Annotated in this window: 14 protein-coding genes and 1 tRNA gene; 10 read left to right on the top strand and 5 right to left on the bottom strand. The window is 56.0% G+C overall.

The annotated features are described in order from the left end of the window. Positions 1-26 precede the first annotated feature (26 nt). From G536_RS0120555 to G536_RS0120525, 7 genes are all read left to right on the top strand, one after another. Positions 27-1874, top strand: coding sequence for an ABC transporter ATP-binding protein (locus G536_RS0120555; RefSeq protein ID WP_022825491.1), 1848 nt, complete (start codon positions 27-29; stop codon positions 1872-1874). A 65-nt stretch (positions 1875-1939) separates the two neighbouring features. Next, positions 1940-2269, top strand: a complete 330-nt coding sequence (locus G536_RS0120550; RefSeq protein WP_022825490.1) for a hypothetical protein — start codon at positions 1940-1942, stop codon at positions 2267-2269. A 21-nt stretch (positions 2270-2290) separates the two neighbouring features. After that, positions 2291-2548 (top strand): hypothetical protein, encoded by a 258-nt coding sequence (locus G536_RS0120545; protein ID WP_157530810.1) that lies wholly within the window; start codon positions 2291-2293, stop codon positions 2546-2548. 13 nt (positions 2549-2561) lie between these two features. Further along, a complete protein-coding gene (locus G536_RS0120540; protein ID WP_022825488.1) occupies positions 2562-2912 on the top strand; it encodes a hypothetical protein in 351 nt (116 codons plus the stop codon). A 139-nt stretch (positions 2913-3051) separates the two neighbouring features. Next, positions 3052-3471 (top strand): hypothetical protein, encoded by a 420-nt coding sequence (locus G536_RS0120535; protein ID WP_022825487.1) that lies wholly within the window; start codon positions 3052-3054, stop codon positions 3469-3471. 18 nt (positions 3472-3489) lie between these two features. Then, a complete protein-coding gene (gene lpcA, locus G536_RS0120530; RefSeq protein ID WP_022825486.1) occupies positions 3490-4080 on the top strand; it encodes a D-sedoheptulose 7-phosphate isomerase in 591 nt (196 codons plus the stop codon). A 162-nt stretch (positions 4081-4242) separates the two neighbouring features. Beyond that, complete coding sequence (locus G536_RS0120525; RefSeq protein WP_022825485.1) at positions 4243-5781, top strand: YifB family Mg chelatase-like AAA ATPase; 1539 nt, start codon at positions 4243-4245, stop codon at positions 5779-5781. A 108-nt stretch (positions 5782-5889) separates the two neighbouring features. On the opposite strand, the gene G536_RS0120520 is transcribed toward G536_RS0120525, so the two are convergent. Both G536_RS0120520 and G536_RS29125 read right to left on the bottom strand, forming a co-directional pair. Then, the gene (locus G536_RS0120520) at positions 5890-6636 is read right to left on the bottom strand and encodes a LytR/AlgR family response regulator transcription factor (RefSeq protein WP_022825484.1); all 747 of its coding nucleotides are present in this window, start codon (positions 6634-6636) and stop codon (positions 5890-5892) included. A gap of 43 nt (positions 6637-6679) precedes the next feature. After that, entirely contained in the window at positions 6680-7705 is a 1026-nt protein-coding gene (locus G536_RS29125; protein ID WP_022825483.1) for a sensor histidine kinase, read from the bottom strand. A 228-nt stretch (positions 7706-7933) separates the two neighbouring features. Here G536_RS29125 and G536_RS0120510 point away from each other — a divergent pair, with 228 nt between their 5' ends. Then, the gene (locus tag G536_RS0120510; protein ID WP_022825482.1) at positions 7934-10357 is read left to right on the top strand and encodes an outer membrane beta-barrel protein; all 2424 of its coding nucleotides are present in this window, start codon (positions 7934-7936) and stop codon (positions 10355-10357) included. An 87-nt stretch (positions 10358-10444) separates the two neighbouring features. Here G536_RS0120510 and G536_RS0120505 read toward each other — a convergent pair. Continuing rightward, positions 10445-10520, bottom strand: a tRNA-Lys gene (locus G536_RS0120505). A gap of 235 nt (positions 10521-10755) precedes the next feature. Here G536_RS0120505 and G536_RS0120500 point away from each other — a divergent pair. Then, positions 10756-11784 (top strand): quinone-dependent dihydroorotate dehydrogenase, encoded by a 1029-nt coding sequence (locus G536_RS0120500; RefSeq protein WP_022825481.1) that lies wholly within the window; start codon positions 10756-10758, stop codon positions 11782-11784. On the opposite strand, the gene G536_RS0120495 is transcribed toward G536_RS0120500, so the two are convergent. After that, a complete protein-coding gene (locus G536_RS0120495) occupies positions 11765-12472 on the bottom strand; it encodes a DUF2306 domain-containing protein (RefSeq protein WP_022825480.1) in 708 nt (235 codons plus the stop codon). The genes G536_RS0120500 and G536_RS0120495 overlap by 20 nt on opposite strands. 143 nt (positions 12473-12615) lie before the next feature. Next, a complete protein-coding gene (locus tag G536_RS0120490) occupies positions 12616-13593 on the bottom strand; it encodes an acyloxyacyl hydrolase (RefSeq protein ID WP_169515134.1) in 978 nt (325 codons plus the stop codon). A gap of 328 nt (positions 13594-13921) precedes the next feature. Between G536_RS0120490 and G536_RS31010 the strand changes: the two genes are divergently transcribed. Further along, positions 13922-14668: a porin family protein gene (locus G536_RS31010; protein ID WP_022825478.1), complete on the top strand. Its 747-nt coding sequence runs from the start codon at positions 13922-13924 to the stop codon at positions 14666-14668. Positions 14669-14762 lie beyond the last annotated feature (94 nt).

Here is a 14762-nt window from a genome sequence, read left to right as displayed (position 1 = left end):
CAGATGCGTTACCTTTGCCGCTTCCGATGAAGACTTACCTCCGCATTCTGCAATACGCCCGGCCTTGGGCGGCTTTCCTGCCCCAATACCTGCTGTACACGGTGCTGGCTACCCTGTTTGGGCTGGCCAATTTCACCCTGATTATTCCGCTGCTACAGGTGCTGTTCGAGAAAACCGACCAGGTACCAACGCAGGCCCCTGCCCAACTGCCAGCCTTTCATCTCAGCCTCGACTGGGTGAAAGACACGTTCAACTATTTTTTTGCTGATGTGCTAGCCACCCAAGGCACCATGGGCGCCCTTACGTTTGTGTGCGTAATCGTGGTGGTGTCGGTGCTGTGCAGCAACTTGTTTCGCTACCTGAGTTTGCGGCTGCTAGCTAAGGTGCGGGCCCGCGTCATCCGCAATCTGCGCCACGATTTGTATAGCCGCATCCTGCAACTGCAACTCGGCTACTTTGCCGGGGAACGGAAGGGTGATTTGATGTCGCGGTTTACGTCCGACGTGCAGGAAGTGGAATCGTCGGTGGTGAACACCATGACGGCCGTGATTCAGGAGCCGCTCAGGATTATATTCTTTTTCGCGGTGCTGTTCTACATGTCGTTGCCGCTGACGCTGTTCACCTTGATTTTGCTGCCGATTTCGGGCGGGCTGATTGCGGGCGTAGCCAAGCGGCTGCGGCAACAGGCCAAGCAAAGCCAAAGCACGCTCGGCTCGATGCTGTCGGTGATTGACGAGACGCTAGGCGGCATCCGGGTTATCAAAGCTTTCAACGCGCAGCAGTATATCGAAGGCAAATTCGAGGACCAGAACGACGAGTACGCCCGCACCTCACGCCGCATCGACAACACGCGGGACTTAGCTTCTCCCTTCTCGGAATTTGCGGGCGTGGCCGTAGTAGCTGGCCTGTTGTACTTCGGTGGCACGCTGATTTTAAGCGGTGATTCCAACCTAACCGGCGAAACCTTTATTGGCTACGTAGTCTTGTTTTCGCAGGTACTCACGCCGGCTAAGGCACTGTCGTCGTCGTTTGGCAATATTCAGCGCGGCTTGGTAGCTGGCGAGCGGGTGCTAGGCATCATTGATACCGAGCCCGCCATTCGGGACAAGCCCAATGCCAAGCTTCTCCCTGATTTTCAAGGCCAGATTGAGCTGCGCAATTTGCAGTTCGCCTACGGTACCGAACCCGTGCTTCAGGACATCAACCTGACGATTCAGAAAGGCAAAACCGTAGCGCTGGTGGGCCCATCGGGCTCCGGCAAAAGCACGCTGGCCGATTTGCTGCCGCGGTTCTACGACCCTACCGGCGGCCAGATTCTCATTGATGGGCACGATGTGCGCGACTGTACCATTCACTCGGTGCGCGAGCAAATGGGCATCGTCACGCAGGAAAGTATTTTGTTCAATGACACCATTTTCAACAACATCCGCTTCAACACTCAGGCTACCGAAGCCGAGGTGATGGAAGCTGCCCGCATTGCCAACGCCCACGACTTCATTACGGCCACGCCCGACGGCTACCAAACCATTATTGGGGACCGGGGCGGACGACTGTCGGGGGGGCAGCGGCAGCGCCTGAGTATTGCGCGGGCCATCCTGCGCAACCCGCCCATCCTGATTCTCGATGAGGCCACCTCCGCCCTCGATACTGAGAGCGAAAAATTGGTGCAAGAGGCCCTCACCCGCCTGATGCAGCACCGCACCTCCCTGGTAATTGCGCACCGCCTAAGCACCGTGCAGCACGCCGACGAAATAATTGTGCTGCACCAGGGCCGCATTGCCGAGCGCGGCACTCATGAAGAATTGCTGCGCCGCCCGGGTGGCCTCTACCAGCGCCTGAGCCAGATGCAGGCCACCAACGCGGCGTTGGTGTAGTGCGTTAGTAAGTGTATGTTATTGAATTCAGGTTTCCTATTTCCATTATCCAACCCGCATCTTCTATGAAGTTTTTTCGCTTCGCCCTGATTTCGATTCTTGTCTTGTTTGTGGGGATGGTGCTGTGGATGGCATATTACTTCTACTTCCGCACCGACCAAAAGGGCCATGTAGTACGCGAAGCCGACAGCCCGGCGGCAGCGGCCAATGGCCAGCGGCAACTAGCCCGCGCCGACGCCTTATTAGCCAACGGCGCCTATGCTCCGGCCCGTACGCTGCTCGACTCGTTGCGTGATGCCGACCTCGACCCCAACACCTTTATTGCAACTGAAGACCTGATGCAGCGCTACGACTCATTGAGAGCCAAGCAACGCCGTACTACTCCCTCTCAGTAACCATCCTATAGTTTTTGTTTTATGCCTGAATCTCCTAAAGCTCCTTGGTATAAGTCGCAATGGTTTTGGATAGTGGCCATAGTAATGATTTGCTTGCGGCTTGGTTACAAAACCTGGCGCCAGGACCAACGCCCCGATGCAGCCACCCGCATGGAGCAATTAAATGAGCGGAGCAAGGCGCTAGAGGAAAAAATCCGGGCTAGCCAGGCTGCCAGCACGGCCCCCGTAGTAGTTGCCGATTCTGCCGTGCTGGCTGATACGGCCACTATGTCGCGCTAAGCAGTCAAGGCGAATGGCTGCTTCATCTGAAACTACGCGCCGCTGGGTAGCTACCCTTATTGTGTTGCTGCTGCTGGGGCAAGCTAGCAGCTGGCTGTGGCGGAAATACCGCCGGGTTCAGGACGCACCCCAACAACAAGCCGAAGTAGCAGTGCAACGCAAAATAGCCGCCAGCCGCGCCTACGACGACGCCCTGCTACGCGCCAATCATCTGCTCGACCGGCACGAAACAACGGCGGCTCAGTCTCTGCTCGACTCGTTGCGGCAGGTACCCACCGACAGTTTGTTTCAGATTGAGCGGCAAAAGCTGCGCAGTACCTTGCGCCGGCTGGATTCAGTGCAGACAATTACCGTGGTTCCGTAATGCGGTGCTGCGTTGTTCGCTACATCAGCCGGAAAGCTCTTCCGTACTACGCAATTACAATCCACTAAATCCTATATTTAACCCGGCCAGTGCGTTTTTGCGTACGACGAGCCATAGTTCACTTTAGCTTCGTTGTCTTATGCTTGCTTTGAAACGCCTGGTTACCGTTCTGGTTATGGTTTACTTACTGCTGGTTTTGCTAGTAGTACTAAGCCCTGGCTCGCGCGACGGCCTGATGTCTGTAATTGCTGGTGGTAATGCTACCAACTTCTACTATGGCCTGTTTTTAGTTGGCGGAGTACTGCTATTGTTGCAACTCCTGACCGAAAATGTCGATAGTGTGCTGCTGCGCCGGGATGTAGCTTCGCGGGAAGGCAAAATCAACGAATTGAAAGCTCGTCTCTACGACCAGCAACTCGAACAGCGCAGCCCTGGCAACACCACGGTTGGAGGCACCCGCACCGGTACCACCGTCCACCCCGAAGGCTACGTGGTTCCAACCCCCGCCCCACCCGTCCGGCCCCTGCCCACCGACCGTGACGGCACGCCACTCGTCTAGCCCGCTTATCTTTGCGGTGTGATTAACGCAACCTCCTTAACTGACTCGATTCGGGCTGAACTAACGGAAGCCCGCAACGTCCTCGACCGTTTCCTAGCCGATCCGGCCAACCTTGCCGCCATTGAGCAGGCTGCTCAACTGATGGCGGGTAGTTTGCGGCAGCGCGGTAAAATCCTGAGCTGCGGCAACGGCGGCAGCCTCTGCGACGCCCAGCACTTCGCCGAAGAGCTAAGCGGCCGCTACCGCAACGACCGGCCCGCCCTGGGCGCCATTGCTCTCACCGAAGCCTCGCACATGAGTTGCGTAGCCAACGACTACGGTTACGATGCCGTGTTCAGCCGCTTTGTGGAAGCCCTGGGCCGCCCCGGCGACGTGCTATTAGCCATCAGTACTAGCGGCAACTCGCCGAATATCTTGCGGGCCGCCGAAGCTGCCAAAGCCGGCGGTATGATGGTAGTAGGCCTCACCGGCAAAGACGGCGGTAAGCTAGCTGCTCTCTGCGACGTGGAAATCAGGGCGCCGCACAATGGCTACGCCGACCGGATCCAGGAAATCCACATCAAGGCTATCCACATCTTAATTATGCTCATCGAGCAGCTCATGGCCTAAGGGCATACCATTCTTTGTGGCCCAAATCAGGGCTTAGAATGGACGCTGAACTGATGAATTTGGATTTACTTGGCAGAATTTCGAAAGCCAGAAGAAGTGATATTCTTCTGGCTTTTTCGTGCTTATATTCGTCGGCTTATTTCTATTTTTTCTTTCGGCTTTATGCTTACCAAAACCTTCGGCTCAGCCGTTCAAGGGGTTAACGCTTATACTATTACCATTGAAGTAGTCGTATCGCAAGGCACCAATTTTTACGTGGTTGGGCTACCCGATAATGCAATTAAGGAAAGTCAGCAGCGCATTGAAGCAGCCCTGAAGTTTCGGGGGTACCGGATGCCGCGTACCAAAGTAGTCGTGAACATGGCCCCGGCCGATATTCGCAAGGAAGGTTCCAGCTACGACTTGCCCATTGCGCTGGGAATTTTGCACGGCTCCCAGCAGCTGACCACTGACCGGCTGCCTGAGTACATCATTATGGGTGAACTGGCGCTAGATGGGGCGTTGCGGCCGATTAAGGGCGTATTACCAATTGCCATTCAGGCGCGAAAGGAAGGCTTCAAGGGGTTTATACTGCCTCGCGAAAACGCCAGAGAAGCGGCCATCGTCAACAACCTCGACGTTATTCCGGTGGATACTATGCAGGAGGCCATCGACTTCTTTGAGGGGCGCTTAAGCATTGAGCCGCTGGTGCTGGATACGCGCGACATTTTCCAGCACGAAGCCAACCAATACGCCGCCGATTTTGCCGATGTGCAGGGCCAGGAAAACATCAAGCGGGCCTTGGAAATTGCCGCAGCCGGCGGCCACAATGTCATCATGATAGGCCCGCCCGGCGCCGGAAAAACCATGCTGGCTAAGCGCCTCCCTACTATTCTGCCGCCTCTGAACATGCTGGAGGCGCTGGAAACCACCAAAATCCATTCAGTAGCGGGCAAACTGGGGGCCAATGCCTCCTTGCTGGGTACCCGGCCATTCCGGGCGCCGCACCACACTATATCTGATGTAGCCTTAGTGGGGGGCGGTAGCAATCCGCAGCCGGGCGAAATCTCGCTAGCGCACAATGGCGTGCTGTTTCTGGATGAGTTGCCAGAGTTCAAACGCACGGTGCTGGAGGTAATGCGGCAGCCCTTAGAGGAGCGGCGCGTTACTATTTCCAGGGCCAAAGTCAGCATCGATTTCCCGGCCAACTTCATGCTGATTGCCAGCATGAACCCGTGTCCGTGCGGCTATTACAACCATCCCGAAAAAGAATGCGTGTGTGGCCCCGGCGTGGTGCAGCGCTACCTCAACAAAGTGAGTGGCCCGCTTCTCGACCGAATTGATTTACACGTGGAAGTAACGCCCGTGACGTTCGACCAGATGACGGAAACGCGCAAATCGGAAACCAGCCACGACATTCAGCAGCGGGTGTCGAAGGCCCGTATGGTACAAGCCGCCCGGTTCACTGACTTCCCCGATATCTTCTCCAACGCCATGATGCCGCCTCAAATGGTGAAGGACATCTGCCAGATTAGCCCGGAAGGCCGCAACTTGCTGAAAACCGCCATGGAGCGCCTCGGCCTCTCGGCCCGCGCCTACGACCGAATTCTGAAAGTGGCCCGCACCATTGCCGACCTGGCCGGCACTGATGATATCCGCATCGAGCACCTAGCCGAAGCCATCCAATACCGCAGCCTCGACCGGGAAGGCTGGGCTGGCTAATGGTCATTGTTGATAGCCAATTTAGAAACTAAAAAAGGCCTGTCATCCTACACTTGCATAGGATAACAGGCCTTTTTTACAACCACAATACCGGTAGAAGCCAATACATTACGCCTCCCGAATCAGACGGTAGAGTTGGTCCCGATAGGTTTCACTGACGGGTATTTCCTTGTCCTGGATGTAAATGGTATTACCGTCAACCATTCGGATTTTGTCGAGGGACACGATGAACGACTTGTGCACCCGCAGAAAAGGCGGTTGGGGCAGGGTTTCGGCTAGCTCCCGCAGGGTTTGGTACGTAACCAGCCGCTGGGTGGGCAAGTGGATGGATACGTAGTTGTTGAGCCCCTCGATGTAGAGAATATCGGTGTAATTGACGCGCAGAAACTTGTTCTTGGTTTCGCCTTTCACAAACATATGACCTACTGCCGGACCCACTGCCGGTGGTGGCACGGCTGCAATTGGAGCGGCTGGTGGCGGGGCTAGCTCAGGTGGCGCCACAGGTTGCAGGGCCAGTACTTTCTGGGCCGCTTTCAGGAACCGCTCAAACGAAATGGGTTTGAGCAGGTAATCCACCACGTCGTTTTCGTAGCCTTCCAGCGCGTATTCCGGGTAGGCAGTGGTGAGCACCACTTTGCACTTGTTGCCGCTGAGCTTGAGGAATTGCAGTCCGGTGAGCTTGGGCATCTGGATGTCCAGAAACACCAAATCAACGCGGCCTTGCTGCACCCAAGTTAGTGCCTCAATAGGGTTGGTGGTGGTGCCTACAAGCGTCAGGAAGGGCACTTGGCTGATATAATCGGCGAGAATAGCCAGGGCAGGCGCTTCATCATCGACGGCAAGGCAACGAATCATGAGTAGCAGAAACAGAATGAGAATGAAACCGGGTTAATTCAGGCTAGCGCGCCAAGTGCAGAGACGTGACAAACTGCTTACCGGCGGCGTTGATCTGCAAGGTATGCTGCTGCGGATAAAGCAACTCTAGGCGGCGGCGCAGATTGGGCAGCCCAATACCCGTGGTGGCATCTTTCTGATAGTTGCTGCTTTGATTGTGCACTTCAAACGCTAGGCCCTGCGGCTGCAAGGCCAGGTTGATGCGCACGGGCGTTTCCGGTTCGTCGAGGACGCCATGCTTGATGGCGTTTTCAACGAACGGGATGAACAGCAGCGGCGCTACGCGGTGGCCGTCGGGCTCGCCAGTTACCGTGAAATCGACGAAAAACTGGCCGGGAAAACGCAGACGATACAGGTCGAGGTAGTTGTGCAGGTATTCGATTTCCTGGGTGAGGTTCACCTGCCCATCAGGGCTTTCGTGGAGCATGTAGCGCATCAGGTCGGCCAGCTTGAGGATGGCATTGGCTAGCGGCTTAGCCACTGGGTAGGCCATGCCATACAGCATGTTGAGGGTGTTGTAGAGGAAGTGCGGGTTAATTTGGGTTTTGAGAAACGCCAGTTCGGCCGTCCTCTTTTCGCCGCGTAGCAGTTGGTTTTCCCGCTCCCGATGCAGGGCCGCCTGCGCGCCCCATACCGCCACGCTTATTACAATCATTGGGCTGGCAAAATAGATGTTGTCGAGAATGTAATAGGAGACAGAGGTATCGGGCGAGTAGTTGTGAAAGCCCAGCACCGCCGGGTAGATAACCTCTTCAATAAGAGCCCGCAAACCAATGTAGGACGCAATGACGCCGAGCAACGCGGCAATCAATTGGAGCGCCCGGCCCGAGCGCAACAGCCGCGGATACACTACCAGGTAGCATAGGTAGAACTCCACAAAGCGGATAAGCAACATCGAGCAAGTCAGCCACAGGCCAATCCGGAGTGAGGCTTGAGGATGCAGGAACACGCCCCAAATCTGGTAGCCGCTATACAGCAGCCAGCCTAGTACGTGCCAGTGAAGAGTGGGCTTGGGGGTGCTTGCAGGCATGGGAGTGAAGTAAAGCAGTAGGAGCAGCCGGTGAAAACCAAAGGTGAAACTACTGCCAGCGGTAAGTCTCCGGTAGTTTTTTATTTGAAATGCCCAGTTTGTGATGTGAATGAAAAACGGCCGGGCAGCGGGAACTCACATCGGGTTTCAGGTAAGTAGGATAATGTTTTTTCAGCTCGGCTTCAGGCAACGAACCTTTGAATCGTCAATCAGCTAACGCCTTTCCCGATGCCTACTCTCTACTTGTTCCGCCGCAGCCTCCTACTCTCTACCCTGCTGGCTCTGCCGGGCTTAGCGCAGCATAGCTTCGCCCAAACCACAGTGGCGGGCATGGTACAAGACGCAGCCAACCAGCCGCTGGGCTTTGCTACGGCCGTGCTACTGCACCTCCCTGACTCACTAGTTGCCAACTCGCAGGCCACCAACGGGCAGGGCGGCTATACGTTCAAGGGAGTACAGCCCGGCCGCTATTGCGTAAAGGCCTTGCTGATGAGCTATACTCCGGCTCGTAGCAGCGCCTTTGTGGTAGAGCAACAACAACTAACGGTGCCTACCCTGCGCCTAAAAGCCACCACCACGGCGCTGCGGGAAGTGACGGTGCAGGGCACTACGCCTGTGCTGGAGCAACACGCCGACCGTACCGTGCTGAACGTATCGCGCTTGAACACCACCGGCGACAATGCCTTGGATGTGCTGCGGAAAGCCCCCGGCGTCACGCTCGACAAAGACGACCACTTGGTGTACCGAGGCAGCGCCGGCGTAAACGTGCTGATTGATGGCAAGCTCACCTACATGTCGGGCGAGACGCTGACCAACTACCTGAAGTCGTTGCCGGCCTCCGCCATCAGCCAGATTGAATTGCTGCCTAACCCACCAGCCTCTATGGATGCCGCTGGCACGGCGGGCGTACTCAACATCAAGCTACGCCGGAGCCAACTGCCGGGCTTGAGCGGCACGGCCACAGCCGGCCTGGGGCGGGGCCGTTTCGAGAAAAGCTGGGGCGGGGCCAACCTGTCGTACAATGTGGGCAAGGTGCGGCTGTTCACCCGGCTTGATGGGGGCCGCTACAACTCGTTCAACCGCCTGACCATGACGCGCATCATCCGCGACAGTGTGTTCAGCCAGGAAAACTACTGGCGCCCCCTCACCTATGCTGGCACCTACGCAGCCGGTGCCGATGTGGCCCTCACCGCCAAGCAAAGCATTGGGGGCCAGCTACGCGGTAGCCTCACCCAAACCGATGCCGCCGTAACCAGCAACTCCATCACCACCGATGCAGCGGGCAACCCCGCCGGCCGCCGCCAAATGGACAACCCTCGCAGCAGCTCCACTACCAACCAAGGCCTGAACCTTTACTACCGCTGGATGCTCGACAGCACCGGCCGCGAGCTAAGCGCCGACGCCGACTACGTGCGCTACACCAGCGCCAGCAACCAGCAGTTTTTCAACCGGAAGTACGTTTTCGGCAACGAGCAAGCCCAGGACGCCGGGCAACTGCGCAGCGCTGAGTCGTCGGAAACCACCATTCGGGCCGCCAAGGTCGATTACGTGCACCGAGTTGCTGGCACCAAGCTACGGCTGGAAACCGGCGCAAAAACCAGCTGGGTGACGTCGCAAAGCGCCGTTCAGTTTGATAAGCTCGCCGAAACCAGCTGGCAGTTCGACTCGTTGCGCACCAACCAGTTCCGGTACGACGAGCACATCAGCGCCGGTTACCTCAGCGCCAGCACCAGCCTGAACCGGTTGGAACTGAAAGCCGGCCTTCGGGGCGAGCTAACCCAATCGACGGGTGTATCGGCTACCACGGGCCAGCGGGTGCAACGCAGCTACTTCCAGCTGTTCCCCAGCGCTTTTGCTAGCTACAAGCTCGATGAGCAGAACCAGGTTAGCACCTCCATTAGCCGCCGCATCACCCGGCCTTCCTACCAAAGCCTAAACCCGTTCCTCATCTACACCGACGCCTACACAGCTCAGCAAGGCAACCCATTTCTGGCCCCTTCCTTGTCACAGTCCTTTGTATTCAACTACCTGCACAAAGACTTTCAGGTATTGAGCGTGAGCTACTTGCACGAAACCAACGCCGTGAACCAAGTAGTATTCCAGAACGACGAAACCAAGGTATCCACCAGCCGCCCCCAAAATCTCGACCAGTCGTTTATGCTCACGCTCAGCTCTGGTGGCCACACCGATCTAACCAAGTGGTGGGGCATGGACAACCAGCTTAATGGCTCCTACATCAAGGTGCGCACCCAAGTGGAAGGCCGAGCCGTGGACCTAGCCAGCTACAGTTGGTCGGCCAACTCAGACCACACGTTCACGCTGCCCCACAGCTACAAGTTATTGGTGGGCGGTTTCTACAGTTCACCAGCCGTGCAGGGCTTGTTTTACACCAAGGCTAGTGGGGCAGTTAATCTAGGCTTGAAAAAGCAACTCTGGGCCGATAAAGCCACGCTGAGCTTACGGGTGAGCGACATCTTCGCAACTAGCCGCTTCCGGAGCACCCTGCGCTACAACAACGTTAACATGACCTGGAACAACCAATGGGAAAGCCGGCGCGTGCTGCTAACGCTTACCTGCAAAATCGGAAGCGGCAAAACCCAGGCCCGGCGCAGCACCGGCAGCAGCGACGAAGAAGGCCGAGTAGGCAACTAACTTTTTGGTTAGCTGGCGAAATTACCGAGAGCTTTACCTGAATTTGATAAAACAAAAAACCCGGTTTGCAGCGTGCAAACCGGGTTTTGGTGATCCCGCTGGGATTCGAACCCAGGACCCGTACATTAAAAGTGTACTGCTCTACCAGCTGAGCTACAGAATCTTTTTTCACTGCCAGACAGCTATTTTCTGGAAGGGATGGCAAAAGTACGGGGCGAGTTCCCAATATCCAAATCCATGCATGAATTTATCTAGCACCGGGCGGCATCTTCCCGTCGAGCCTGCTCTTAATCAGCTATATAGGCGCACAAAATAAATCCGAACAATAAAGCGTAGCTGGCCCTTTTTGCTACCAGAATAAGTGGGAGCTTTGCGTTTCAGAACCTTTGCGCCCTGCTATGTACAAAGCCTTACTGAAACCCTTGTTCTTTCAGCTGGATGCGGAACGCGCCCACCATCTGGTGTTCGACAACCTGAGACGGGCGCACCGTATACCCGGCACTCCGGCCCTGCTGCGCCAGCTCTACGACTTTCAGCACCCCAATCTGGAGCGGGAAATATTTGGGCTACGGTTCCGCAACCCGGTAGGGCTGGCAGCGGGCCTCGACAAAAACGCGGAGTTTACGGACGAGCTAGGCGCATTGGGCTTCGGCTTTGTGGAGATTGGGACTGTGACGCCTCGGCCTCAATCTGGCAACCCCCAGCCGCGGCTATTCCGGTTGCCGCAAGACGAAGCGCTGGTGAACCGCATGGGCTTCAACAATGGAGGAGCCACTGCCGCCGCCAACCGGCTACGCCACCGCCGCAACCAGAATCTGCTCATCGGGGGCAATATTGGGAAGAACAAGGATACACCCAATGAGCAGGCCGCCGCCGACTACGTGGCCTGCGTGGAAGCCCTGCACGAGGTAGTGGACTACTTTGTGGTAAATGTATCGTCGCCGAATACGCCCAACCTGCGGCAGCTACAGGAGCGGGAGCCACTGATTCAGTTGCTCCAGCAAGTGCAGGAGCGCAACAAGGCGCTGCCCACGCCCCGCCCATTGCTGCTCAAAATAGCCCCCGACCTTACGGATACCCAGCTCGATGACATCCTGCTGATTGCGCGCGAAACCCAGCTTAGCGGCCTGGTAGCTACCAATACAACCATCAGCCGGGACGGGCTGACCACCGACGCAGAGCGCGTAACGGCGCTGGGTGCGGGCGGCCTTAGCGGCCGGCCATTGCGCCAACGGGCCACAGAAGTAATTCGCTATTTGCATCAGCACTCCGGAGGCGCACTGCCTATCATTGGCGTGGGCGGCATTCATTCGGCTAAGGATGCGCAGGAAAAGCTGGCCGCGGGAGCATCGTTGGTACAGCTCTACAGCGGCTTCATCTACGAAGGTCCCAGCCTAGTGAAGCGCATCAACCAAGCGTTGGTTTAGCATAAGACGACTCGGGCTGAATGCGGACCTCCACTACATCGGCGAGGCGCTGGCCTTTGGCAAAGCGGGCTTTGTAACGGCGCTGCACCCATATCATGGGCGGCACGATGAGCAGCGTGGGCCACAGGAAGTTCCAGGGCCAAGGAATGAAGTGCAGGCTGGTGGCCGAAAACGCCGATATGGCCGCAATGTAGGAGCCCACAAACCCGGAAATGTGGTTGAGCAGCCATTGGCCTGGTGCCTGCGGCATAGCCCGCACATACGACCAAAGTTGGCGCCCGGTGGTCATTACGCCAATGGCCCCAAACACCAACGACGGCACCGCCCCCGACTTCATGCCGTATACCAGTGTGCCGAGGAAGACGAGCAGCCCCACGCTTACCAGCAGCCAATCGAGCAGGCTAGGGCGCTGGCCTTCGCTGAGGTGCTTGAGGTAAAGAGAACGGTAGCCGAAGAAGGCGAGGTACAAACTGAAAACACCCGTGAGCAGCAGAAACGTAAGGCCTTTGAACGTGGCGGCTACCAGCGCTGTGCTCCCCGCTACCAACATAGCCCAGAAAAATACCTGCCCCCAACGCCGATGCGCTGCGCCTCCTTTGCGCACATAGAGCGCTACAGGCGCCACAAAGAAACCCAGAAAGCCTGCTGCAATGTGCAGCCAGCGGTTATATAGCAAGAAGGTTTCCATGAGTGAAACAGCGAATGGGTGAAACAGTGAGTCGAATATCCAACGCCCGCTTACCAATCTCAACTAATACTCACCTAAGCAGCCGTTTTGCAGTACAAAGCCGCCAATCCGGTTGTTCAAGCGTTAGGCTACACCTTATGGCATTAGAGCTTGACGCCGGCCTTCAGTTCCAGTACATCGGCCGAACCACGGTGTACTTTCAGGTCGACAGCTCCGAAGACGCAGTTGGTAAAGTGGTATTTCAACCCAATCCGCTCGTAATAGAAATCATTGGATTTGTAGGGGTTATAGATATAAATGCCTAGGTGCGTAACCATGGCAAGCCGTCCAAACAGCAGTTCATGGCCAAGCACGAAGCCTGCTTTCTTCACGTCGGGTAGATTGCTGGTGCTACGGGCCGTATCGCGCTGCTGGCGCACTAGGCTACGGTCGTAGAAACCTTCGAGACCCACTAGCAGGTTGCTTTTGCGGCTAATACGCCGTCCCCCCAGTACCGATATCGATTGCACTACGTATTTGTGCTTATCGGTGGGGTTGAGTTGCTTGAAGCCAACACTACTGCTCAGGTTAAGAAAATTTTGTCCAATATCTGCCGGCAGCTCATTGGGTGGCGTTATCAATGGCACAAACGGGCGCTGCTGGTGGTAGTTGAACCCCAAAAAAAGAGTGGGTAGGTTGATACCCATGTTGGGCTTGGCCGTAGACCCGTTGGAGTAGTGGTTCAGCCCCAGCCCAACCAGCAGGCCCACGTGTTCGGCCACGGCTACGTCATATTCCAGGCGCATCTGCAAGGTGGCGTTCAGGCGGGAGCTGACAATGGCGTTTTTATGGTTGGTTTCGAGGTTGAAGGGGTTTGGGAAGTAAGCCAAGCCCGTTCCCAATCGAAAATTCAGTTCCTGCCGAGGCGTGCGAAACAAGCTCTTCCCAATGTAGATGGTGCTAGCATATGATTGCGCTAGCACGGGATTATGATAATCGTAGTAAACCAAGGCCACCCCAATACGCGGGTAGCGGTACCAGGCATGCCAAGCCTCCGAGCCATTGGTTTGGCGCTGCAAGTTCAACTCGAACCCCGTGGGGTGCGACACGGCCAAATGCTGCACAGCCGGCGTGTGAGCCACAATAAAGCTGCCTTGCGCATACGCTCCCAAAATTAGGGGGCCAGGGGCGGGCTTTTGAGCTTGGACTGATGTTGTTAGCAAGACAGCCAAACCTGCCATTATGGATGCCGTGTGCGTATAAAACCGCATAATCAGAGGTTGAAGGAACGCAAAAATATGCATTGTCCTAATAGCCAAGCAGGAAGGGTGATATAAGATTATTTTTTGATGCGAATGCAACAAAAGGGGGCGGTTTAACGGTATGAGGCCCTGTAAGCGGTTCACCGGGGACCTCGGGTTCAGGCTAGTGCTGCTGATTTGTGTTTGCCACCTCCATTTTTATTTTTTCATGAAAAAGTTTCTCACCCTTACCGCTGCAGCGGCTGTTGCCTCCGTTTCTTTTGCCCAAGCTCAGGACGCTGGCGGATTCCGTCTCGGCGTTAAGGTAGGCGGCACGTTCTCCAATATCTCTGGCGACAACGTAAACCAGATTACAGGTCCTAACTACAGCTCTGACCTCGGCGACTACAAACTAGGGTACAACGCTGGTCTAAGCTTCTCTATCCCGTTGAGCAGCGACGGTTTCTTCTCGTTTGCGCCGGAGTTGCTTTACAACCGCAAAGGCTACGAAATCGAAACGAAACAGACTTCGAATCTAGGCGCTAACATCAAATCGGTAGAGGAAGAGCAGAAGCGCGTTCTGCATTACATCGACGTACCACTGTTGGCTAAAATCAACGCTGGTGGCTTATTCTTCGAACTCGGCCCGCAAGTGAGCTACCTATTCGGCTCGAAAAACAAGTCGCAGACTACCACGAAATACGTGGACGGTACCAAGGACAAAGTAGACAACGACGGCGGCTTCTTGGACTACAGCGGCATCAAGCGCGGCGAATCGTCTAAGTCTGACTTGGCGCAGTTTGATATCAGCGGTGTAGCCGGTGTAGGATACATGACCGAAGGCGGCATTAGCCTGGGCCTGCGTTACGCTCGTGGTTTCAACTCCCTCATTGACACCAAAGACACCGACAACGAGCCGAAAGCATTCAACAATGCCTTCACGCTGCAACTCGGCTACCTGATTCCAACCAAATAGTTGGTAGTATAGGTCAAACAAAAAACCGGCTGTTTCTCACGTGAGAGCAGTCGGTTTTTTGTTTTTAACGGCTGTACACCAACACCAACTGCAC

It is taken from the genome of Hymenobacter norwichensis DSM 15439 (assembly GCF_000420705.1).
Classification (GTDB): Bacteria; Bacteroidota; Bacteroidia; order Cytophagales; family Hymenobacteraceae; genus Hymenobacter; species Hymenobacter norwichensis.
The sequence above is the reverse complement of the archived record's forward strand: the minus strand, read 5'-3'. Positions and strand labels throughout refer to the sequence as shown.

Coding starts and splice junctions, on each gene's coding strand:
- G536_RS0120500 (WP_022825481.1), top strand. CDS start 10,756: ATGTACAAAGCCTTACTGAAACCCTTGTTCTTTCAGCTGGATGCGGAA.
- G536_RS31010 (WP_022825478.1), top strand. CDS start 13,922: ATGAAAAAGTTTCTCACCCTTACCGCTGCAGCGGCTGTTGCCTCCGTT.
- G536_RS0120550 (WP_022825490.1), top strand. CDS start 1,940: ATGAAGTTTTTTCGCTTCGCCCTGATTTCGATTCTTGTCTTGTTTGTG.
- G536_RS0120525 (WP_022825485.1), top strand. CDS start 4,243: ATGCTTACCAAAACCTTCGGCTCAGCCGTTCAAGGGGTTAACGCTTAT.
- G536_RS0120520 (WP_022825484.1), bottom strand. CDS start 6,636: ATGATTCGTTGCCTTGCCGTCGATGATGAAGCGCCTGCCCTGGCTATT.
- G536_RS0120495 (WP_022825480.1), bottom strand. CDS start 12,472: ATGGAAACCTTCTTGCTATATAACCGCTGGCTGCACATTGCAGCAGGC.
- G536_RS29125 (WP_022825483.1), bottom strand. CDS start 7,705: ATGCCTGCAAGCACCCCCAAGCCCACTCTTCACTGGCACGTACTAGGC.
- G536_RS0120535 (WP_022825487.1), top strand. CDS start 3,052: ATGCTTGCTTTGAAACGCCTGGTTACCGTTCTGGTTATGGTTTACTTA.
- G536_RS0120545 (WP_157530810.1), top strand. CDS start 2,291: ATGCCTGAATCTCCTAAAGCTCCTTGGTATAAGTCGCAATGGTTTTGG.
- G536_RS0120555 (WP_022825491.1), top strand. CDS start 27: ATGAAGACTTACCTCCGCATTCTGCAATACGCCCGGCCTTGGGCGGCT.
- G536_RS0120510 (WP_022825482.1), top strand. CDS start 7,934: ATGCCTACTCTCTACTTGTTCCGCCGCAGCCTCCTACTCTCTACCCTG.
- G536_RS0120540 (WP_022825488.1), top strand. CDS start 2,562: ATGGCTGCTTCATCTGAAACTACGCGCCGCTGGGTAGCTACCCTTATT.